Annotated in this window: 19 protein-coding genes; 3 read left to right on the top strand and 16 right to left on the bottom strand. The window is 58.3% G+C overall.

Annotated elements, in window-relative coordinates; all coding sequences use genetic code 11:
- Positions 1-133: 133 nt before the first annotated feature.
- From murB to ftsW, 6 genes are read right to left on the bottom strand one after another with little or no spacing between them, the layout of a single operon-like run.
- A complete protein-coding gene (gene murB, locus AC2FIM_RS09050; protein ID WP_271950283.1) occupies positions 134-1,060 on the bottom strand; it encodes a UDP-N-acetylmuramate dehydrogenase in 927 nt (308 codons plus the stop codon).
- 45 nt (positions 1,061-1,105) lie between these two features.
- Entirely contained in the window at positions 1,106-1,360 is a 255-nt protein-coding gene (locus tag AC2FIM_RS09045; protein ID WP_142635031.1) for a DUF2484 family protein, read from the bottom strand.
- Positions 1,357-1,641, bottom strand: a complete 285-nt coding sequence (locus tag AC2FIM_RS09040) for a DUF2484 family protein (RefSeq protein ID WP_496689714.1) — start codon at positions 1,639-1,641, stop codon at positions 1,357-1,359. The genes AC2FIM_RS09045 and AC2FIM_RS09040 overlap by 4 nt, the downstream gene beginning before the upstream one ends.
- 52 nt (positions 1,642-1,693) lie before the next feature.
- On the bottom strand, positions 1,694-3,091 hold the full coding sequence (gene murC / locus AC2FIM_RS09035) for a UDP-N-acetylmuramate--L-alanine ligase (RefSeq protein WP_496677589.1): 1,398 nt from the start codon (positions 3,089-3,091) through the stop codon (positions 1,694-1,696).
- Positions 3,088-4,185, bottom strand: coding sequence for a UDP-N-acetylglucosamine--N-acetylmuramyl-(pentapeptide) pyrophosphoryl-undecaprenol N-acetylglucosamine transferase (locus AC2FIM_RS09030; protein ID WP_496731941.1), 1,098 nt, complete (start codon positions 4,183-4,185; stop codon positions 3,088-3,090). The genes murC and AC2FIM_RS09030 overlap by 4 nt, the downstream gene beginning before the upstream one ends.
- Positions 4,185-5,348: a putative lipid II flippase FtsW gene (gene ftsW / locus AC2FIM_RS09025; protein WP_496708095.1), complete on the bottom strand. Its 1,164-nt coding sequence runs from the start codon at positions 5,346-5,348 to the stop codon at positions 4,185-4,187. The genes AC2FIM_RS09030 and ftsW overlap by 1 nt, the downstream gene beginning before the upstream one ends.
- 483 nt (positions 5,349-5,831) lie before the next feature.
- On the opposite strand from ftsW, the gene AC2FIM_RS09020 reads away from it, so the two are divergent.
- Complete coding sequence (locus tag AC2FIM_RS09020) at positions 5,832-7,013, top strand: BaiN/RdsA family NAD(P)/FAD-dependent oxidoreductase (RefSeq protein ID WP_496677592.1); 1,182 nt, start codon at positions 5,832-5,834, stop codon at positions 7,011-7,013.
- A gap of 22 nt (positions 7,014-7,035) precedes the next feature.
- Here AC2FIM_RS09020 and AC2FIM_RS09015 read toward each other — a convergent pair whose 3' ends face one another.
- The 9 genes from AC2FIM_RS09015 to mraZ all read right to left on the bottom strand — a co-directional run bounded on the left by AC2FIM_RS09015 (position 7,036) and on the right by mraZ (position 16,678).
- Positions 7,036-7,410 (bottom strand): glycine zipper family protein, encoded by a 375-nt coding sequence (locus AC2FIM_RS09015; RefSeq protein ID WP_246097157.1) that lies wholly within the window; start codon positions 7,408-7,410, stop codon positions 7,036-7,038.
- Between the two features lie 111 nt (positions 7,411-7,521).
- Entirely contained in the window at positions 7,522-8,916 is a 1,395-nt protein-coding gene (gene murD, locus AC2FIM_RS09010) for a UDP-N-acetylmuramoyl-L-alanine--D-glutamate ligase (RefSeq protein ID WP_496677594.1), read from the bottom strand.
- A 147-nt stretch (positions 8,917-9,063) separates the two neighbouring features.
- Entirely contained in the window at positions 9,064-10,146 is a 1,083-nt protein-coding gene (mraY, locus tag AC2FIM_RS09005) for a phospho-N-acetylmuramoyl-pentapeptide-transferase (protein ID WP_142635045.1), read from the bottom strand.
- Between the two features lie 24 nt (positions 10,147-10,170).
- The gene (locus AC2FIM_RS09000; protein ID WP_496708098.1) at positions 10,171-11,565 is read right to left on the bottom strand and encodes a UDP-N-acetylmuramoyl-tripeptide--D-alanyl-D-alanine ligase; all 1,395 of its coding nucleotides are present in this window, start codon (positions 11,563-11,565) and stop codon (positions 10,171-10,173) included.
- Positions 11,562-13,043, bottom strand: coding sequence for a UDP-N-acetylmuramoyl-L-alanyl-D-glutamate--2,6-diaminopimelate ligase (locus AC2FIM_RS08995; RefSeq protein ID WP_281972762.1), 1,482 nt, complete (start codon positions 13,041-13,043; stop codon positions 11,562-11,564). The genes AC2FIM_RS09000 and AC2FIM_RS08995 overlap by 4 nt, the downstream gene beginning before the upstream one ends.
- A gap of 21 nt (positions 13,044-13,064) precedes the next feature.
- The gene (locus AC2FIM_RS08990; RefSeq protein ID WP_142635051.1) at positions 13,065-14,852 is read right to left on the bottom strand and encodes a peptidoglycan D,D-transpeptidase FtsI family protein; all 1,788 of its coding nucleotides are present in this window, start codon (positions 14,850-14,852) and stop codon (positions 13,065-13,067) included.
- Complete coding sequence (gene ftsL, locus AC2FIM_RS08985; protein ID WP_142635053.1) at positions 14,849-15,217, bottom strand: cell division protein FtsL; 369 nt, start codon at positions 15,215-15,217, stop codon at positions 14,849-14,851. The genes AC2FIM_RS08990 and ftsL overlap by 4 nt, the downstream gene beginning before the upstream one ends.
- The gene (gene rsmH / locus AC2FIM_RS08980; RefSeq protein ID WP_496677605.1) at positions 15,214-16,206 is read right to left on the bottom strand and encodes a 16S rRNA (cytosine(1402)-N(4))-methyltransferase RsmH; all 993 of its coding nucleotides are present in this window, start codon (positions 16,204-16,206) and stop codon (positions 15,214-15,216) included. Before rsmH ends, ftsL begins: the two co-directional genes overlap by 4 nt.
- Positions 16,207-16,210: 4 nt before the next feature.
- Complete coding sequence (gene mraZ, locus AC2FIM_RS08975; protein WP_246097158.1) at positions 16,211-16,678, bottom strand: division/cell wall cluster transcriptional repressor MraZ; 468 nt, start codon at positions 16,676-16,678, stop codon at positions 16,211-16,213.
- Positions 16,679-17,596: 918 nt separating this feature from the next.
- Between mraZ and AC2FIM_RS08970 the strand changes: the two genes are divergently transcribed.
- Positions 17,597-17,821: a DUF1127 domain-containing protein gene (locus AC2FIM_RS08970; RefSeq protein WP_142635057.1), complete on the top strand. Its 225-nt coding sequence runs from the start codon at positions 17,597-17,599 to the stop codon at positions 17,819-17,821.
- Positions 17,822-18,215: 394 nt separating this feature from the next.
- Here the strand turns inward: AC2FIM_RS08970 and AC2FIM_RS08965 are convergent, their stop codons facing one another.
- On the bottom strand, positions 18,216-20,612 hold the full coding sequence (locus AC2FIM_RS08965) for an ATP-dependent helicase (RefSeq protein ID WP_496708100.1): 2,397 nt from the start codon (positions 20,610-20,612) through the stop codon (positions 18,216-18,218).
- A gap of 181 nt (positions 20,613-20,793) precedes the next feature.
- Between AC2FIM_RS08965 and AC2FIM_RS08960 the strand changes: the two genes are divergently transcribed.
- Positions 20,794-22,581, top strand: a complete 1,788-nt coding sequence (locus AC2FIM_RS08960; RefSeq protein WP_496677607.1) for a sensor domain-containing diguanylate cyclase — start codon at positions 20,794-20,796, stop codon at positions 22,579-22,581.
- Positions 22,582-22,819: the final 238 nt, after the last annotated feature.

The following is a 22,819-nucleotide window of genomic DNA, read 5'->3' as shown; positions in this document are numbered from 1 at the left end:
TTGGGGTTTGTCCTGCTCGAACTACCCACGTCGTGCGCCTCAAATCCTGCGGACCTTATGTGGTGGTCCGTCCTGCTTTATGCCTTTGATCCGTCGCCCTATTTTGCCTGTTTTGGGTCTGACGGTCGGGGCTTTAATCTGTCAGCGGATCACCGACCCGCATGATTTCCCACTCTAGCGTGATGCCGCTTGTTTCGTAAACCTTTTTTCGCACATCTTCGCCCAACCCTTCGAGGTCGGCAGCGGTGGCAGAGCCGGTGTTGATCAGAAAATTGGAATGCTTGGGGCTCATCTGCGCCCCGCCCCGCATCACGCCCCGCATTCCCGCGTCGTCGATCACCTTCCAAGCCTTGAGGTCATGCACATCATCCGCGCGACCGGTTGAGGAAAATCCCGCCGGATTGCGAAAGGTCGAGCCCGCGCTGCGATCTTTGGTCGGCTGGGTCTCATCCCGCTTTTTCAACTGCGAGTCCATGCGGGCATGCAGTTCATCAGGATCACCTAGGGGGCCTTCGAACGTGGCCGAGATCAGCACCGCACCCTCAGGCAGATCCGACTGACGATAGCGAAAATTCAGTTCTTCGGGCGTCAGATCGACGACCTGCCCTTGCCGCGTAATGATCGTCGCCTTGCACAGAACATCCGCCGTATAGCTGCCATAACATCCCGCATTCATCCGCACAGCGCCGCCAATCGACCCCGGAATGGTTCGCAAAAACGTCAGGTCCACGCCCGCATCAGCTGCCTTGCGCGCCACATGCGCATCCAGCGCTGCCGCGCCTGCGGTGACAATGTTGCCCTCAATCGAGATGCCATTAAATCCCCGGCCCAACCGGATCACTACGGCGCGCAGCCCACCGTCCCGGACGATCAGGTTTGAGCCGACGCCCATCGGGAAAACCGTGATATCGTCAGGCAAGTCGCGCAGAAACTGCTGCAGGTCTTCCTGGTCGGCGGGTTGAAAGAGGTAATCCGCCGGTCCTCCGACCCGCAACCAGGTCAGATCATTCAGCGGGCGGTTCTGGGTGAGCTTGCCGCGTGGCGAGGGAACAGAAGTCATGGCCGCTAATTCGCGGATTCGAACCGCCAAAGCAAGCTGTATCCGCTATTGCGCGGCACCCAGGATCCGACGCAACCACCGGCCCAGATAAATCACGGGCCAACGCAGTACCGAGATCCCAGCAACCAGAACAATCAACCCGATCCACGGACCGTTCTGCAGCGTGACATAGCCAACGATAGGAATACCCGCAGCAATCAAGAAATAGGCGCGGGTCCAGTGATTATCCTTGCTGGGGATCATCGCCAGGACATTCGCAACAACTCCCCACAGGGCGGCAAGGGCAATGGACCAATTCATTCGTCGTCCCCTCGGCCTGTCCAACGTTGCCAATAGTGGCGAATTGGGTTTCGGAACATGGATGCAAAAGCCGCAAAGCCCAGGACCGAAAAGAACCAGCCGAAATCGTAACCCAGCCAGACAATCAGCGCCGGCGCAACGATAACCAACACAATCCCCGGTGGAAATTGCAGGCGCATCGGTAGCATGGCCACGATAGTCGATGCTATGACCCACAACCCTGCAAATAATACCGAATACGCCAAATCTTGCCTCCGAGACCGCTTTTTCTGCGGTTGCACGATCACTCTTTAGGGTTGCACCACAAAAGAGTCCATTACGTCACATCGCCTGTTATTTCTGCAAGCGCGAAGGCAGGCCATTGGCCCAGGCGCTGATCGTACCGGCACCAAGGCAGACAACCATGTCTCCGGGGCGGGCCTGTTCACGAACCAGGCGTTCAAGATCGGATTCGTCCATCAAAGCGCGGGCATGTCGATGCCCATGCCGGATCAGCCCCTGAACCAGGTCATCGCGGGACGCCCCTTCGATCGGGTCCTCTCCGGCAGCGAAAATATCGGCGATGGCAACAACGTCGGCGTCATTGAAACAGGTACAGAAATCATCGAACAGATTAGACAAACGCGAATACCTGTGGGGTTGATGGACCGCTATCACTCGGCCTTCGGTGGCCTGGCGTGCGGCTTTCAGAACCGCTGCGATTTCAACCGGGTGGTGACCGTAATCGTCGATGATCGTGACGCCATCGACCTCACCCACTTTGGTAAAGCGACGATTGACGCCACCGAAATGAGCCAACGCTTCGCGGATTTCGGCGGCTTTCATGCCCAGATGGCGGGCAACAGCGACGGCCGACAATGCGTTCGAGACGTTGTGGTCGCCGGGCATCGGCAGGGTGCAACCCTCGATCCTCTTGTCTTCGTATTGCAGGTGAATGTCGAAATGTGCGACGCCGCCCTTATAGGTCAGGTTCTCGGCCCGCACATCCGCCTGCGCGTTGAAACCATAAGTCCGCACGCGCCGGTCTGTGATGCGACCCACCAGTGTTTGCACTTCGGCGTGGTCGGTGCAGCAGACGGCAAGCCCGTAAAACGGCAGGTTCGAGACAAATTCATAGAACCCGTCGCGCAGCTGGTCGAAATCGCCCCAATGCTCCATGTGCTCGGGGTCGATATTGGTGACAATGGCAATGGTCGCAGGCAGACGGTTGAACGAGCCGTCGGATTCGTCCGCCTCGACCACCATCCATTCGCCCTGCCCCATCCGCGCGTTCGAGCCATAAGCGTGAATGATGCCGCCATTGATCACGGTCGGGTCAAACTCCCCCGCCACCATCAGTTCCGCCATCATCGTGGTGGTGGTGGTTTTGCCATGGGTTCCGGCAATGGCGATGTTGGATTTCAGGCGCATCAGCTCGGCCAGCATATCGGCCCGGCGCACCACTGGCAGGCCGCGCGCACGGGCGCCGTCCAGCTCCGGGTTGCCCGGTCTGATCGCGGTCGACACCACAACCACGGCGGCGTTCTCAAGGTTTTCAGCACTTTGACCGACAAAGATCTCGGCCCCCAGACCCGCCAAACGGTCGGTGATCTTCGACGCCTTCAGGTCCGAGCCTTGAACCCGATAGCCCAGATTTAAAAGCACCTCGGCAATGCCCGACATCCCGATCCCGCCGATACCCACGAAATGGATCGGCCCGACATCCTGCGGCAGTTTGGTTGCTGGGGTCATGCGGTCTCCTTCTGCGCCAACTGTTCGACCTGGGCGACCAAACGCTCGGTCGCGTCCGGTGCGCCGGTCGATAAGGCGGCATGGGCCATCTTTTGCGCGGCTTCGGGGTTTGTCAGAACTGCGGTGATTTGCTGTGTCAGCGAAGGAACGTCAAGCAGGTTCTCTGGGATCATGATTGCCCCTCCGGCCTGAACCAGCCCGCGTGCATTGGCGGTCTGATGATCGCCCGCTGCGGCGGCATACGGGATCAGGATCGAGGGCCGCCCGATGACGGATATATCCGCCACACTTGACGCGCCTGAGCGTGATATCACCAGCTGCGCATCAGACATGCGACGGGGCACATCCTGAAAGAACGGTTTCACTTCGGCACGGATACCGTGGTCATCATATAACGCGGAAACACGGGCGCCGTCTTCGTCACGGGCCTGATGTGCGACACGAATATGTCGGCGCATCTCATCAGGCAGCGCGGCAATCGCTTCGGGCACAATCTGACTTAGGATGCGCGCACCTTGCGAGCCACCCATCACCAGGATCGACATCGGGTAATCGCCCGGTGGGATATAGCCCGCCGCAGCCCGGTCCAGCACGGCGGCCCGAACCGGGTTGCCGGTATGTATGCCCTTTGCACCGTCCGGCAGATCAGTCGGCCAGACACCACAAGCCACCTGCGCCACGCGGGTCGCAAACAGCTGATTCACGCGGCCCAAAACGCCGTTCTGCTCATGGATCATGCGCGGGATCTTCAACATCGTCGCAGCGCCCAGCGCTGGGATCGAGGGGTAACCGCCAAAGCCGACCACGACGTCCGGTCGGTCGCGCAGCATCTGAAACCCCATACCGGCGACACCACCTGCGATCTTGGGACCGACCATCAGTTTGGCGGCCAGTCCGCCACGAGCGAAGGTTGCCGAGGACGCCTCGACAATTTCAGTCGAATGCGGAAAGCCACCCGTATATCGTGCGCCGCGCGTATCGGTGGACAAGCGCACACGCCAGCCCCTGTGCAGCATCGCCTCGGCTAGCGCCTGAGCCGGGAACATGTGGCCCCCGGTCCCGCCAGCCGCAATCAGAAGGTAGGGTTTGCCCATCAGCCTCGTCCGCGTAGAATATCACCAAGTTCGCCCTGTGGGCGGGTGCGGGTAAACGCCAGAAGCATGCCGATTGCAATACCACCTGCAATCAGCGAGGACCCACCATAGCTAACGAACGGCAAAGTCATGCCTTTGGCAGGCAAAAGGCGCACGGCGACGCCCATATTGATCATCGCCTGAACCCCGAACATGCAGGCCAGACCGGTGCCCGCCAGGCGGATGAACATGTCGCGCTCGCGCATCAGCCGCAGCAATGACCGCACGACGATCAGGGAATACAGCGCGATGATGATCAGCACCAGGATCAGGCCATATTCCTCGGCCGCGACAGCGATGATGAAATCCGTATGGGCATCGGGCAGCGACCATTTCACCTGCCCTTCACCCACGCCGACACCGAAAAGCCCGCCCTCGCGGATCGCATTGGTGGCATAGCCCAGCTGGGTGGTCGGATCGACCTCTTGGTTCAGAAATCCGTCAATACGTCGGGCGAAATGTTCCGAGTTGGAATAGGCGAACATACCGCCTAGCACGACAAACCCCGCCATACCAACCAGCAACAACATCGGCGCACCGGCAACGAAATACATCACGCCCCAGCCAAACAGGATCAGGCAGGCCTGACCAAAATCGGGCTGCATAACCAACATGGCGAAAATCGCCATGCACAGCGCAAAAGACCATAGCCGACCGGGCGGGCCGTTGATCTGTTGTGACGCGGCCAGCAACCAGGCCGCCACAACGATAAACCCGGGTTTCAGAAATTCAGACGGTTGCAGCGAGGCAAAGCCAAGCGAATACCAACGCACCGCACCTTTGCCAAAATCTGTGCCAAAGACGGGAAGGAAGACCAGCGCGACAAAAGCAGCAAGAAACCCCAACACCGCCAGACGTCGAACCAGTGTAGGCGACATCATCGAAGTCAGCAGCATCGCAACAAGCGCCAATCCGCCGAACAACGCCTGGCGTTCGACATAATGGAACGGATCGAACCCGTTGCGACCAGCCAGCGGCGGCGATGAGGCCAACCCCAGCAACAGCCCGATGACAAACAGGATCAGTACGCAGGACATCGTCCAACGATCAATCGTCCGCCACCACTTTGGTAGAATCGGTTCTCCGCGCTGGTTCTGGACCGCGCCATACACCATCTCAGTCATGAGATACCGCCACTATCTGCCTCGTTAACGCCCCGTTTTCGGGGTCTACGTGCGAGTCTACAGGGGTTTTAGCGTTTGGGCTAGTGGAATGACGCCGCAACATGGGGAAATTGGCGCCTTCAAGCCAGTGATCCGCTTCAGGGCTTCCAGTCCCGGGCGTTCGGATCACCTAGGGAACAAGATCGTAGTGCTTTATCCTTCTGGATTCGACCAATTCAGCCTTTTTTCCCAGTCGAACTGTGACTTGGGAAATGCGCGTGATCACTGAACCGCCCCCCTCTGCAGTGCGTCAAATTGAGCTTCCTTGTCGGGCGTATTCTGGCACATGGTATTCCGGCCTAAATCACAAATGTTCCAACTGCCAATTTCATTCCATTTTCCCAAACCAATCAGAGGACGGAGCCACAGTCACGGACGGACGTTTACAGCGCGTTTTCACGTCTCCCCCTTGCCATCCCAGCCATTCCACGCCATCCCCCGCGCATGACTTATGATACGATCATCCTGGGCGCCGGTGCTGCTGGCTTGATGTGTGCCGCCCATTGCGTTGGGCGCGTTCTGGTGATCGATCACGCGAAGGCGCCGGGTGAGAAAATCCGCATATCGGGCGGCGGGCGGTGCAATTTCACCAATATGTATGCAGGGCCAGGCAACTTCCTGTCTCAGAACCCGCATTTCTGTAAGTCCGCATTGGCGCGCTACACGCAGTGGGATTTCATTGAAATGGTCGGGCGTCATGACATCGCTTGGCACGAGAAAACACTGGGACAGCTGTTCTGCGACGGTTCCTCGAAACAGATCATCCAAATGTTGCTGGATGAAATAGAGCGCGCCGGGGCCGAGCTGTGGGTAAGGACCGAGATGAAGGACCTGCGCAAAACCGACACTGGTTTCGCGCTGACGGTTGAGCGCGAGGGGCAGCGTCATGCCCTGACCTGCACCAATCTGGTACTGGCCACAGGCGGCAAGTCGATCCCTAAAATGGGGGCGACGGGTCTGGCTTATGACATCGCGCACCAGTTTGGATTGCAGATGACCGAGACACGCGCGGCTCTGGTGCCGTTCACCTTTTCCGATGGCAGGTTCAGGGACCTGTCCGGTGTCTCGCTGCCGACGCGGCTGTCGAACGACCGGACCAGCTTTGACGAGGCTTTGCTTTTCACCCATCGCGGCCTCAGCGGACCAGCCGCGCTGCAACTATCCTCATACTGGCGCGAGGGTGAGGCGATCCGGGTCAACCTGATCCAGGATATGCCACTGTTCGACCTGCTGCGAGATCAGCGCCAAAACAGCGGACGCAAAGCCCTGACTACTGAACTTTCCCGGCAGTTACCCGCGCGATTGGTCGATTTCCTGAGCCAACACATTCCCATGCAGGGCAATCTGGCCGACCAATCGGACACTGCCCTTTCGGACCTGGTCGAGGCCCTGTCGAACTGGCATCTGACCCCGTCCGGGACCGAAGGCTATCGCACCGCCGAGGTCACGCTGGGCGGCATCGACACCGATGATCTGTCGTCAAAAACGTTGGAGGCCAGGGATGTCCCCGGCCTCTATGCGATAGGTGAAGCGGTGGATGTCACCGGTTGGCTGGGCGGGTACAATTTCCAATGGGCATGGTCCTCGGGCCATGCCGCTGGAACTGCAATCGCCAGTCGTGGTTAGCCGACACGGTATTTGCGTGGCACTAGCCGACGACGTTGTACCCACGGCCACGCATGCAGTTACGCACCAACACTTCTTTGTTCTGGTTCTTGTTGATCACATCCGCACCGGCGCCAACCAACGCACCTGCAACTGCAGCGCGGCCCAGATTATCGCTGCTGTCCTGTACGATCCCGGTCACTGCGGCTGCGCCAACGGCGCCGATGGCTGCATTCCCGGCCGTGGTGCCATCAACAGATGCCTGCGATGCCGCAAGCTGTTGGCACTGCTGCAGATCAACGTTGTAATTAGGGCCAACCGGACCATCGATGATCGGCTGGTAGTTTGCGCCAGTGTTGGTGCAGGCACCCGCAATCAGAATGGCAGGCAGGATCAGGGAAAACTTACGATATGGCATAGTCATAACCTCGTGTTGAATTTGACGGGTAGCAAAACCAAAAAATATGGCGCGTCAAGCTGATAGCATCTCAGCTTGGCCCAACCGGCGATCTATTGCAAATGGCGTGTCCTAAAGCCGTTTACGAACCTGTTCTGCAAAATCCTCACCGCGTTGTTCGAAATTGTCATATTGATCAAAACTGGCTGCGGCAGGGGCCAGCAAAATCGTCTCGCCCGACTGCGCGTCGTTCATTGCCTGTTCAACGGCTTCTGCCATTGTGGTGCAAACCAGGGTATCTGCCTGTAACTGCATTGCAAATCCGGCAGCTTCGCGCCCGATCACATAAGCCTTGAGCACATGTTCACTGGCTGAGTTGAGTGCAGACAACCCGCCCTCTTTCTCAAGCCCGCCACAGATCCAGCGGACCTTCTTGAACGCATTCAACGCCTTTACTGCGCTGTCGACATTGGTCGCCTTTGAATCGTTCACATAGGTGACCCCATCCGCTTCGGCGATGATCTGACTGCGATGCGGCAGGCCCGGATAGCTGTGCAACGCATCCTGAATGATCCGAGGGGCCAACCCCAACGCGCGGCACGTGGCGTAGGCGGCACAGGCATTCTGGTGATTATGTGCACCGGGCAGACCTTTGATCTCGCGCAGGTCAATCGACCCCGCCTGTCGCCCCTTGCGATACTCCGACAGGAACCCTTTGCGCGCAAATACCTGCCATCCGGGTCCGGTCAACTTGCGGGCAACTGAGATACGGATCACCCGGTCATCCGTTGGCGCTTCGGCCAGCTGGCCGGCCAGAAAGGCGCCTTCGTCCTCATCCACACCGATCACGGCGCGGTCAGGGCCGCCCTCGGCAAACAGACGGCGCTTGGCGGCGAAATAGCCTCCCATGCCGCCATGACGATCCAGATGATCCGGCGACAGGTTGGTGAAAATGGCCACATCGGGTGTCAGCGACCGCGCGAGCTCTGTCTGATAGCTGGACAGTTCCAACACCACGACCGAGCCATTGCCCCCCGGATCAATATCCAGAACGCCGCGGCCTATGTTCCCGGCCAACTGCGCCTCGCGGCCCGCTTCGGTCAGGATATGATGGATAAGGGCGGCGGTGGTTGATTTCCCGTTCGACCCGGTCACCGCAACCACGCGGGGCGGAGTATCCAGATTGTCCCATTCCGGCCCGGCAAACGAGCGGAAGAACAAACCGATATCGTTATCCACCGGCACCCCGGCCTCAAGCGCTGCGGCCACCACAGGGTTCGGCGATGGGTAGAGATGCGGTATCCCGGGCGAGACAATCAGACAGGCAACCTCATCAAACGCCCCGTGACGGCCTAGATCGCAGCATGTGAACCCTTCGGCTTCGGCCGCCGCGCGTGCAGCCGGATTATCATCCCAGCAGACGGGTTCGGCATTACCGGCCCGCAAGGCGCGCGCCGTGGTCAGGCCAGACCGACCCAGCCCCAGAACCGCAACTTTCTGTCCTGAAAACCCTTTGACCGGGATCATATTTCCCACCTTCTTTCGACTTCAAATGCGCCGACACACTGCACAGATGAACCTGCCATTGGCAAGATCGACAGCAGGTTCGTGCGCAGCGCGAGCCCGGCCCAACAGGAGGCGGCGGGCCGGCTGTCCTCCGAACCTGCCGGGAGCCTACCGGACCTTCAGCGTCGCAAGCCCAATCATCGCCAGGATTAAAGAAATGATCCAGAACCGGATCACGATGGTGGGTTCTGCCCACCCCTTTTTCTCATAGTGATGATGGATCGGGGCCATCAGAAACACGCGACGACCTGTGCGTTTGAAATACAGCACTTGGATGATCACGCTCAGCGCTTCGACCACGAACAGACCTCCGACGACAGCCAACACCAATTCGTGTTTGGTGGCCACCGCAATCGCTCCCAAAGCGCCGCCCAAGGCAAGCGATCCAGTATCGCCCATGAACACGGCCGCAGGCGGCGCGTTGTACCATAGAAACCCAAGGCCAGCGCCGAACAGGGCCGAGGTGAAAATAAAGATCTCGCCGGTTCCGGGCACGTAATGCACATCCAGATACTCGGTAAAGTCGACCCGGCCCACTGCATAGGCGATAATCCCCAGGGTCGATGCGGCGATCATTGCGGGCATGATCGCCAGGCCGTCCAGCCCGTCGGTCAGGTTCACCGCATTTGCTGACCCAACGATCACGACGATCGCGAAGGGAATGTAGAATATCCCCAGATTGAGCAGCGTGTCTTTGAATACCGGCACAGCAAGCTGATTCTGCAGCGCCTCAGGGTGGTGCATCGTGGCCCAAATTGAGGCCAGAACTGCGATAATCACACCAAGTCCTAACCGCATTTTCCCCGAAACACCTTTGGTGTTTTGCTTGGATACTTTGGCATAGTCATCTGCAAACCCGATGGCGGCATAGGCCAGCGTCACGAATAAGACCATCCAGACATAGGGGTTGTCCCAGCGCGCCCAGACCAGTGTGGATGTGACCAGCGCGCCCACGATCAGCAAGCCGCCCATGGTCGGCGTGCCCGCTTTGGAGAAGTGCCCCTCGGGGCCATCATCGCGGATCGGTTGCCCTTTGCCCTGCTTGCGGCGCAGAACATTGATCAGCGGTTTGCCAAAGATAAACCCGAAAATCAGCGCTGTCATAAAGGCACCGCCCGCCCGGAACGTGATGTACCGGAAGAGATTGAAAAAATCCCCTCCGTCCGACAGGCCGGTCAACCAATAGAGCATATCAATACCTTTCCCGTGCGGCGATCATGGCTCAAGCGCGTCCCCTTGCCCCATTTCCCGCAAACCGTCAACAATTCGCGCCAGCGCCATGCTGAGTGATCCTTTGGCAAGAACAGTGTCGCCTGCGCAGATCAGCTCTGGCAGCCGTTCAGCCATCTCAACGCTGGTCTCAAACCAAAGTCCGCGCTTTTCCGCTGGCAACGCATCGTAAAGCGCTTTCATAAGCGGGCCAATGCAGTGAACCTGATCCATCTGCGTCATAGCCGCGACATTCGCCATCGCTGCATGCATGGGGATCTCTTGCGCGCCCAGCTCTTTCATATCACCCAGAAACGCGATCCGGCGCATGCCCTGTGAGGCGGCCAAAACTTCCAAGGCAGCCTCCATCGAAGTTGGATTGGCGTTATAGCTGTCGTCCAGCAATTCGATCTGACCACCACCGGCCAGCGAAATCTGCTCGCGAACGCCGCGACCTTTTACCGGCGACCAGTTGCGCAGGCCGGTGATGGCGTCGTTCAGGTCAACACCAAGTTCAACGCAGGCGGCCAATGCCCCAAGCGCATTCATGGCGAAATGAGTGCCTGCTGATTGCACATCAAAAGAGATGTCTTTTCCGTCGACGCCGGCCGTTGCATGGACCGAGTCAGGTTTTTGCAAAACTCCGGTCAGCACGTAATCTGACGCAGCGCGCCCAAAATCGACGATCCCTGCTCCGGCCTCATCTGCGTATTGGCGCAGGATGTCGGCGTGTTCGATATCCGCATTCACGATGGCCGCACCGCCCGGGACCAACCCTTCGAATATCGCGGCTTTCTCTTTCGCAATACCTGCAACCGACTCGAATGCTTCCAGATGGACTGCCGCGACGGTGGTAACCAAGGCCACATGCGGGCGGGCCTGACGCGCCAGCGGAGCAATCTCTCCGGGATGATTCATCCCGATCTCGACCACAGCGAATTCGGTATCGCGCGGCATCCGCGCCAGCGTCAGCGGCACCCCCCAATGGTTGTTGTAGCTGGCAACGCTGGCATGTGTTTTTCCATGCATTTCCAAGATGTTGACCAGCATTTCTTTGGTCGATGTCTTGCCGACGCTGCCGGTTACACCGACCACGCGCGCCTCTGTCCGGGCACGAGCCGCCTGTCCCAGCGCCTCAAGCCCGGTCTGCACGTCCTCTACGATCAGTAACGGCGCGTCCGGGGAAACGCCTTCGGGTATCTGCGAGACCAGCGCAGCGCCTGCGCCCTTCTCAAGCGCTTGCGCCACAAAATCGTGGCCGTCGCGTGCCGCTTTGAGAGCAACAAACAAGTCGCCGGACTGCAGTGTCCGGGTGTCGATGGATACGCCATTGATCTGCCAATCAGCAGTGGCACGCCCACCCGTGGCCGCAGCGGCCTCGGCCGCAGTCCAGAGCGTCATGCCACCCTCCCGTCGAGGGCGGCCACGCTGATGCTGGCCTGTTCTACGTCGTCGAAAGGTAAAACCTGATCGCCCACAATCTGGCCTGTCTCGTGCCCTTTACCGGCGATCAGCAGCGCATCACCCGGTTGCAGGGCATCTATGCCGCGCAGGATGGCTTCGGCACGATCACCCACTTCGGTTGCCTCGGGCGCGCCCAGCATCACCGCAGTACGAATGGTAGCTGGGTCTTCGGTGCGGGGATTGTCGTCGGTGACAAATACCACATCAGCGTTATTGGCCGCAGCCTTGCCCATCAGCGGGCGCTTGGTCGCATCACGATCTCCGCCGGCACCGATGACGGCAATCAGCCGGCCCATAACATGAGGGCGCAAAGCCTTGAGTGCCGTGGCCACAGCATCTGGCGTATGGGCGTAATCGACAAACACAGCAGCCCCGTTTTCACGCGTCGCAGCCAGTTGCATCCGTCCCCGGACCGTCGTCAGATGCGGCAGGGTCTCGAAAACACGCGTGGGATCTTCGCCGCCAGCGATCACCAGCCCACATGCCAGCAGGATGTTTTCAGCCTGGAACCCACCGATCAGGTTCAATCGGGTCTGATACACCTTACCCTGCCACGAAAACCGCAGATCTTGCCCGGTTGCATCAAAGCGCTGATTGAGCAGACACAGATCTGCATCACCCAATCCAACGGTCAGCACATTTTGCCCGCGGGTTTCAGCGATACGACGAACCTGCCCACCCTTTGGATCGCTCATGTTGACCACAACCGTGCCGTCCTGAGGCAACACGCGGTCGAAAAGTCCTGCTTTGGCGGCAAAATACGCCTCGAAGGTTTCGTGATAATCCAGATGATCCTGGGTGAAATTCGAGAAACCCGCTGCCGCCAACTGTACCCCGTCGAGGCGGCGCTGCTCGAGACCATGCGAGGATGCCTCCATCGCGGCATGTGTCACACCGTTCTCAGCCGCCTCGGCCAAACACCGATGCAGGGTGATCGGTTCGGGCGTTGTATGCGCCAGAGGGGCAGTCCATGCGCCCTCGACCCCGGTTGTGCCCAGGTTGACGGCCGCATGACCCAGTTCCATCCAGATTTGGCGGACAAAGGTCGCGACAGAGGTCTTACCATTGGTCCCCGTCACAGCCACGATGGTTTGAGGCTGCTTTCCGAACCACAGTGCTGCGCATCCTGCCAGCGCCTGCCTTGGGTCTTCAACCACCACCAGCGCGGCATCCGACCCCGCAAGCACGCCCGCTGCGACCTCGGCCCCTTCGGCATCGGTGAGGATTGCGGCGGCCCCCATGCGCAGAGCATATTGAATGAACTCTGCGCCATGGACGCGCGTTCCCGGAAGTGCCGCAAACAGATAACCGTCTTTGACCTCGCGGCTATCAACGGCCAACCCGGTAATCTCAGGGTTTGCACCCGCACGTGCGGTCAGGGCCAGTTGGCTGAGTTTCTTAGTCCTAGTGCCCATGACCCACCTTTCGCCGGACGCCTAATTCGAGGTCAGCGTTATAGCAGCGCGCGCCTCAGGCTCAAGCCGGGGGCGCAATCCCAACAAGGGCGCGACACGCCCGATCAGCTCTGCAGCCACAGGTACGGCTGTCCACCCTGCTGTACGGCGTTTTTCGCCATAGGCCACGATGGAAGGTTCATCCAGAGTGACGATAAGTACGTACTTCGGATCATAGGCCGGGAAGATCGTCGCAAAAGTGGCGATGACTTTGTCATCATAGTACCCACCGCGCGGCTTCGGTTTGTCTGCCGTACCGGTTTTACCTGCCACGTCATAGCCGGCGACATCGCCAAAGCTCGCTGTGCCGTCGGTGACAACCTTGCGCAGCATCTTCTGCGCCTGCGTCGCAGCGCCCAGAGACATCACGCGCGGGCCATATTGTGACCCGCTCCGGCGCAGAATCGTTGGGCTGACATAATACCCGCCATTGGCAATCGCCGCATATCCTGCCGCCAGATGCATCGGGCTGGTCGACAAGCCATGGCCATAAGAAATGGTCACTGTGCTCAGCTCACCCCATTTCTTGGGCTTGAGCGGCTCGCCACCTTTTGCTTCGACAATCTCGAACGGGGTCGGTTCGAACATGCCCAGCGAACGCAGGAATTCCTGTTGCCGCTGCGCGCCAATTTGCAGCGCCAGACGCCCAGTACCCCGGTTCGAGCTGTGGACGATCACATCCGCCACGCTGATCTTGCCGTAATTCTTGCCGTTGAACTCACCAATCGGAAAACGCCCGATTTTCATCGGACCCGAGGTGTCGATGATCGTTTCAGAGTTCACCAGACCAAGCTGAATTGCCTGCGCGGCGGTGAATATCTTGAACACCGATCCCAGCTCGTAAACGCCCTGCACATAGCGGTTGAACAAGGGGCTGTCCGAAGGATCAAACCCCGAGGTCGGGGGGCGCGGGCGATCATTGGGATCAAAGGATGGCAGCGACGCCGCCGAGATGACCTCGCCCGTATGCGCATCCATCAAAACGGCTGAGGCGCCTTTGGCGTTCATGATCTTCATGCCACCAAAAAGCACCTGTTCGACAGCGGCCTGTACAGTCAGATCCAGCGAGAGTTGCAGCGGCTTGTTTCCGTTGGCAGGGTCCCGCAGATAATCGTCGAATTGCTTTTCAATCCCGGCCACGCCGATCACCTCGGCAGCACTGACGCCTTCACGCCCAAAACCTGACCCGCCAAGGATATGTGCTGCCAGCTTGCCATTCGGGTAAAGGCGCATTTCGCGCGGGCCGAACAGAATACCTGGATCACCGATGTCATGCACGGCTTGCTTCTGCTCGGGCGAGATGCGCTTTTTGATCCACAGGAACTTGCGGTTGCCGGTGAAATCCTTGATCAGACGGTCTTTTTCCAAATCCGGGAAGATTGCCACCAGTTGATCCGCGGCGGCAATCGGATCGATCATCAACGGCGGCTGGGCATAGACGGAATAGGTGTCCAGGTTGGTGGCCAGAATGCGCCCTTCGCGGTCAACAATATTGGCGCGCTGCATCGCGATTGTGGCACCGGGGGCGTTGGCCAAGGGTTCTTGCGCCTCGGATGTCGCAAGCATCCCCATCCGAACACCAACCACCGAGAAGGCGCAAAAGAAGAAAAGTCCCAGCACCAGCAAACGGCCCTCGGCCCGAGCACGGGCCCTGTCCTTCATATCTTCATGGCGCTTCTGGATGTTTTCGCGCTCGATAACCTTGGGATTTTCACCGCGTGCACGCGCATCCAGGACACGGGCCAGAGGGCGGAGGGGCGTGCGCGTCATGGGAACTGCACCTCTCCCAACGCCTTAATGTTGGTTATCGCCTGCAATTCGATGGGATCGACAATCGGAAGATCTGGATCCTCGGCATAGGCAACCTGATCCGCGCGCCCAAACTGCTCTGCTCGCAAGGGCAGCAGGCCGAGACGTTCAAAATTCAGATCCGCCAGCTCTCGGAGACGATCAGGACGGTTCAAATAAGCCCATTCCGCATTCAGAACGGCCAGTCGGACCTGCGCCACGCCGATCTCTCGTTGCAGTGTTTGCGTTTCTTTCACAACTTGCTGGGTGCGGTAGTTCTCTTGATACGCCCAAAGGGCCACCCCGAACACGGCCAAGGCAGTCAACACATACAATACACTCTTCATTTTGCCCTTCCCCCTAGTTGCGGCATCCCAATGGCGCGGGCTTCAATTTCCCCCGCCGGAGCCTCAGTGCGCACAGCAACACGCAGCTTGGCTGAGCGCGAACGCGGGTTTTCTTGTAATTCCTGCTCGTCCGGCCCCACTGCCTTGCGGGTTTTGAGCGTAAATTGCGGCTGGTCCTGCGCAATTTCGGGCGCATAGCGATTTGCCCGGCCTGTTTTGCCCGCCCGCGACTGAAAGAACCGCTTGACCATGCGGTCTTCGATCGAATGAAACGTCACAACAGCCAGCTGCCCGCCAGGTTTCAGCGCGCGCTCAGCGGCCATCAGGCCCTGGAACAATTCTTCATATTCTGCATTCACCGCGATGCGCAGCCCCTGAAAGCTGCGTGTCGCGGGATGCGATTGACCGGGTTTGGGCCTGGGCAGACAGGATTCGATAAGCCCCACCAACCGCAAAGTGGTTGTGATCGGCTCTTCCGCCCGCGCCTTTACGATAGCCCTGGCAATTCGCCTGCTGGCGCGTTCTTCACCATAGTGAAACAGGATGTCGGCGAGTTGCGCTTCGCTTGCTGTGTTGACCAGATCAGCCGCGCTTTCGCCGTCCTGGCTCATGCGCATGTCCAGCGGGCCGTCCTTCATAAAGGAAAAGCCACGCTCGGCCAAATCCAGCTGCATGGAGGAAACCCCAAGGTCCAGCACCACCCCGTCCAAGTCCTGCGCGTATTCGTCCAGACGCGAAAAGACGCCGGGCTGCATCACCAGCCGATCGCCATAGCCCTTGGCCCAGTCCGCGGCCATTTCAAAGGCCAGCGGATCACGATCAACGCCGACGACCTTGTCCGCGCCTGCCTCGAGCAGGCCACGGGTATATCCCCCGGCACCAAAGGTTCCGTCCAACCAAACACCCGACACCGGAGAGACCGCAGCCAGCAAAGGGCGCAATAATACCGGAATATGTGGTTTGTCAGAAGAGGGTTGCGCACCGGCCATGCCGTCACGCGTCCCCGACGCCATCTAGGAACACCAGAGGGTCAAAATCTTCGGGCTGATCATCCAGCCATTCTTCGGCCGCCGCCAATTCATCAGACTCGTAGGTTTCAGGCTTCCAGATCTGGAACGTGTCGCCAGCGGCAATAAAGAAGGCTTCACCCTCTAGGTCAATCTTGCTGCGCAGCTTGGCGGGTAGAACCAGACGCCCGGTCTCATCCACGTTTGTCGGAAAGGATTGTCCGTGGAACATGCGCTGCAATGTCTTCCGCTGCATCGAACCGCGCGGAAGCGCATCAATCTTGGCGTCAACTTCGTCAATCGCCTGCATAGTATAGCATTCAAGGAACTTGCGCCGGTGGTCGCCATAAACAATTACAAGTTCGGGATTGTCACCGGGCTGCCAGTTGGGATCAGAAGCTTCAAGCACACGGCGAAACGAGGCCGGGATCGAGACCCTGCCCTTCGTGTCCACCTTATGGCGGCTTTCACCTCTAAACCTGCGCGCCAAGACGACTGTCCCTTTCGCTTGCGCCCCACTTGAAATTCTCACTCCCCCCAGAATTAAAACGGCGGGTTGATCTGCTGCCACTGATCAACCCGCCGCATTGACCCGCTTTGCGGGATGTCCAGCTGCGCGCGCCACCTGGGGGGATGTCTGCTCGCCCGCGCGCCGGATCTCTTGATTGATGAAAGCGAGATGCCTGTATGAAACCTGATTTTATTGGTTCGGGGTCGTTTAGCGCCCCATGTGCCTCGTCCTCATCGGATAACCAAGGGATGGCATGGGAATTCATGGAAATCAATAGAAAATTTCTCACACTCACATCCCAACTCACAATGTAATCGATAAGAAAATGAATGAAAACTCTATTTATACACCAGAATTAGAATACAACCACCTCAAAGCAACCATATATAGACAAATCAGAGAGATTATGAACGTCCCATGAATTCCCAACATTTTTTCACTTTCATCGATTCCCCGTAGATAGAGCCAGCAAATCCTCCATTCCAAACTACGAATCAACAAAGGTGGCTCGGTTCCCACGCATTCCCAAGTTACTAAAAACCACCTGAACCCACGATTTCCCATATACGCACGACCACAGCCATTCGGCTTCTTCGATAACCGTACCGAAGCAATCGGACCTTACGTCACGATCCTATGGTTTTCAGTGGAACCGCATTAGAAGCGACACCCTTGGCGCAACTCAAACCCATATTTTTAAGGCATATTCGATTGCCAACATTCAACTCTTTGATATCCATGCATTTGCTGCATAGCAGCATTGACGACGTCAACTATTGTGCAATCGCAGCATTTGCTTATTTTCATCCTCAAGCAAACGCCGAAACACTTCGGCACCAACATACGAAACGGGTTACGCAGATGGGTGTAGCAACACAACAAACCGCTCTGAGAAGCGCTCCGGCATTCGGCCTGGCTTCGATGATCGAAACCGCAAAGACCCGGTTTGCACGCTATCGGGCCTACCGCCAGACGGTTAACGAACTGTCCGAGCTGTCCGATCGCGAGTTGGCCGACCTGGGCCTGCACCGCTCAATGATCCGTCGGCTGGCAATGCAGGCCGCAGAAGAACAATTCGCGCGTTAAGCGCACAGCAATACAGAGATCAGACCCTACTCCTCCCTTGGGTCTGTAATCTGCGGCAACGTCTCTCCTCCTCCCTGACGTTGCCGCCTTTTATACCGGCCCTGAACGCCGGAAGCAGATACATCGGGGCTCTCCTCCTCCCTGCCCTGATGTTGAAAGTACGCGGCGACGTCTCTCCTCCTCCCTGACGTCGCCGCGTCTTCCTCATACCGGGATCAAACCCGGGTTCGGATACATCGGGGCTCTCCTCCTCCCTGCCTTGGTGTTGAAAAGAACGGCGGTTTCCTTCCTCCTCCCTGGGAACCGCCGTTTTTCGTTTCCCCCAAAGAAAAAGGCGCCCACCCAGGCGCCTTTCAAAACATTGAGCATGCGCCGTCAGGCGCATTCCTTTTGGTTAAAACGGAACGTCGTCCTTCGGAAAAAGATACTGGGCAACAACCTTCTTGGTGCCCGCCTTGTCGAACGCGACCTCAACCTTGTCGCCCTCGATGCCCTCCACTGCGCCATAGCCGAATTTCTTGTGAAACACCCGTTCACCCAGTGTGAAACTTGCCACTGCGGTTGCGTCGATCACCGTGTTGCGGGTTTCGCGCGGTTGCGACATGCCATATTGTCCCTGCCGCGCCTGCAGCCGTTTCCAGCCGGGTGAGTTATAGACATTTGCCTCAGCCGCGCGGGTTTCGATCCCGGCCGACGGCTGCCCCCCGCCATAGAGCCCCGGAGGCGTCAGAACCTCGACATGCTTCTCGGGCAGTTCGTCAATAAACCGTGATGGCATCGAATTCTGCCATTGCCCGAACACCCGGCGGTTGGCGGCGAAGGAAATCGTACAGACCTCTTCGGCACGGGTGATGCCCACATAGGCTAGACGCCGTTCCTCTTCGAGCCCCTTGATTCCGGTCTCGTCCATCGACCGCTGCGACGGGAACAACCCGTCCTCCCAACCCGGCAGGAACACGGCGGGAAACTCCAGCCCCTTGGCCGCATGCAGAGTCATGATCGAGACCTTTGCCCCATCCGTTTCCTTTTCATTGTCCATGACCAGGCTGACATGTTCCAAAAACCCTTGCAGGTTCTCGAAATTGTCCAGTTGGTTGACCAGTTCCTTGAGGTTTTCCAGCCGGCCCGGCGCCTCGGGCGTTTTCTCATTCTGCCAATGGGCGGTATAGCCGGACTCGTCCAGCACGATCTGCGCCAGTTCGATATGCGTGTGCTCGGGCGCGCCATAGCGGATCGGAGACACCCCGTCATCAATGAGGGTGTCATCATCCACTTCAATCCGTGGTCCACGTGTCATCGCATTCCACCGAGCCAGCCCGTCGATCAACTCGCGCAGCGCCTTGCCGCCCTTGCCCTTGATCAACCCCTGCTCGACCACGATCCGCGCGCCTTCGACCAGGGACACCCCGTTTTCACGCGCCACCACCTGAATGGTCTGCTGCGCCTTGTCACCAAGGCCGCGCTTGGGCGTGTTCACGATCCTCTCGAACGCCAGATCATCCTCGGGGCTGACCACCAACCGGAAATAGGCCATGGCATCGCGAATCTCCATCCGCTCATAAAACCGCGGCCCGCCAATCACCTTATAGGGCATCCCGATAGTCAGGAACCGATCCTCAAACGCGCGCATCTGGTGCGACGCACGCACGAGGATGGCTATTTCGTCCAAGTTCATCGGGCGCACGCCACGCGTCCCGACCTGCATCGCGTCGATCTCTTCTCCGATCCAACGCGCCTCTTCCTCACCATCCCAATGTCCAATCAGGCGAACCTTTTCACCCTCTTCTCTGTCGGTCCAAAGCTCTTTGCCCAACCGGCTTTCATTGCCCCGAATAACGTTCGAAGCCGCCGCCAGAATATGCGGGGTCGAGCGATAGTTCTGCTCCAACCGCACCACGAAAGCGCCGGGGAAATCCTTTTCAAACCGCAGGATGTTACCCACCTCAGCCCCGCGCCAGCCATAGATCGACTGATCGTCATCGCCAACACAGCAGATATTCTTATGCCCCCCGGCCAGCAGACGCAGCCAGAGATATTGGGCGACATTGGTATCCTGATACTCGTCGACAAGGATGTAGCGGAACCAGCGTTGGTATTGCTCCAGCACATCCGGGTGGGTTTGAAAGATCGTCACCACGTGCAACAGCAGATCGCCGAAATCCACCGCATTCAGCTCACGCAGGCGGGTCTGGTATTGGGCATAAAGCTCAATGCCTTTGTTATTATAAGCTCCGGCATCCGCAGCAGGCACTCTATCTGGTGTTAGCGCGCGGTTTTTCCAGTCATCAATGATCCCGGCCAGCATCCGCGCAGGCCAGCGTTTGTCGTCGATATTGGCTGCCTGAGTCAGTTGCTTGAGCAAGCGCTTTTGGTCATCCGTATCCAAAATGGTAAAATTCGACTTGAGGCCCGCCAGTTCGGCATGGCGGCGCAACAGTTTGACGCAGATCGCGTGGAACGTTCCCAGCCACGGCATCCCTTCGGCAGGTCGGCCCAGCATGCGCCCGACCCGTTCTTTCATCTCGCGCGCGGCCTTGTTGGTGAAGGTCACGGCCAAAATCTCGTTCTCGCGTACCCGATGCGATCTGAGCAGATGGGTGATCCGCGCGGTCAGTGCCTTGGTCTTGCCCGTGCCGGCACCTGCCAGCATCAAAACCGGACCGTCCAGCCGCTCGACCGCTTCGCGCTGTGCCGGGTTGAGTTCGTTCAAATAGTCGGCAGCCACCGCAGGCATCGCCCGCGCCGACAGCGATGCGCCCTCGAAGGCGTCCATTTCGTCAAAACTGCTCATACTCTCAAACTACGCCGGATGGGCGCAAAGGGAAAGGCTTTGTTCACGGCTTGTTCACAAGCTTTTAAGATTTTCCTTGCGTTCAATTCTAACCAAATGAAGCGGTGTTCGACTGATGCCCTTAACTCTCTGTAAAGCCTTAGGTCAGATGCTTGGCCCAAAGGTTTGGGAGCATATGGATATGGCATTGGCTGAGCGGGGGACGATCAATCATCGACTCAAATGGACCGGGATCACCCTATTGCTGATCAGCCTCGCCATTGGAGCAGGCTGGGGTGTCTATAGGCTCCCTGCGCCCTTGGTGGAACGGATGCTGCGGACAGATATCCTCAAACAATCAGAATTGTGGAAACGCCGCGTTGTTTTGCATCTTGAAGACCCCGAAACAACGCTGCGAACCGGCCATATAGACGGGCATGACGCAGAGTTTCTGACCTCGATGCCCGAAGCATCGGATGTCTACCGGTTCAGGTTGTTCGACACGAGTGGACGCGTGGTCTGGTCCACTCGTCAAGGTGAGGTCGGCCTGCGCGAAGACAGCGCGTTCTTTCGCGCCGATGTTGCCCGGGGAATGGTGTACTATTTACAAGAGGTTGTGCCCCTATCCGAGATTGACGGCTTGGACTTGCACACAGGCAACATTCAGAACTCCAGTGCGCATCACATAGTCAAAGTCTTTATGCCGGTTACAAAAAACGGTCGCTTCATCGGTGCGATAGAGTTTTTTACCGATATCTCGGATTTGCGGGCGACCTTCATAACCCGGCTGAGAATTTCGCTGATCGTTCTAAGCGGTGTGGCCCTGTTGGCGCTGGCGATGGTGTCATTGGTGACCTACAGGACCAACCGGGCGCAACTGCGCTCTTTGCACAAACAATCCGAGAAAGAGCGTGATCTGATGGCTGACCAGTTGCGGCTGGCCCGCGAGGTGCGGCTGCTAGGGGAGCTGAACGAATGGCTGCAATCCAGCCGTTCGCTGGATGAACTGTTCGATATGGTTTCGCGCTTTATGACCCATATCCTGCCCGAAGCAGAGGGCAGCGTTTACGTCTACTCGAACTCGCGCGATGTGCTGGATGGATGTGCCAGCTGGAACGGCGGCACGCATAAGGCACATATCCACCCCGAGGGTTGCTGGGGCCTGCGCCGAGGACGCACCTATGAATTCGGCGCCTCTGAGATTGATTTCATCTGCGAACATGCGGAACCGCATGACGGCCGCCCGTATTTCTGCTTTCCAATTCTGGCGCATGGCGAAACAGTCGGCCTGCTGCATCTGCGCGCGCTTGAAGAGCGCGAAGAAGAGTTCCATGTCAGCAGGAAACTGGCGCAGCTCTGCGCTGAACAGATCAGCATGGCCATCGCAAATGTGAGGATGCGCGATCAGCTGCACGACCAGTCCGTGCGTGATCCTTTGACCGGACTGTTCAACCGTCGTCATATGACGGAAACCCTGCGCAAGTCTATTTCACGCAGTCAACAGACCGGTGTACCGCTGAGCCTGATCGCCGTTGATGTCGATCATTTCAAGAAGTTCAACGACACTCATGGCCATGATGCAGGCGACATGGTGCTGCGCGCAGTCGGAGCCGCCTTGGAACAGGGCTGTGACCGGGACGAGGTTGCCTGCCGTATTGGTGGTGAGGAATTCATGCTGATCTTGCCGGACAACACCCCGGATGACGCGGTGAGCCGTGCCGAGAAATTACGGCAGTCGGTCGAAGCGGTCTCGGTCCGATACGGTGACAAGTCGCTGCCGCGAATAACGATTTCGGTTGGTGTATCGCATTACCCGGCGCACGGCACCATGCCGCAAGATTTGATGCGCGCCGCCGATGACGCGCTGTATATGGCAAAAGACAAAGGGCGCAATCAGGTGCAAGTCGCCAAGGGAACGCCAACCGAAACCGGGTCCGCTGATAGCAACGGCCAAAAGGTTCGGACTTCAGGCCCAGTCGCGGCGGCGTGAAGCTCTAGCTAATACTTAGCAAAAACTTCACTTACCCGGCGCCTGATTGCGCGGGCAAGGTAGCCACTTCTATACTTGTTAGCTTTCTCCAAGATCTTGGCCACATCGCGATCTTGCCAACCGTCCTAGCCAGCCCTATCGCCTTTGAGTGGCACAATCCCTAGGTTCTGGACCTATTAATTTGGTTGCCGTCATCCCGCCTGCGTGATTCATACCCGTGAGTTTCAGGGGTATAACA

It is taken from the genome of Ruegeria sp. CDSC052 (assembly GCF_059610685.1).
This window is presented reverse-complemented; position numbering and strand designations above follow the sequence as displayed.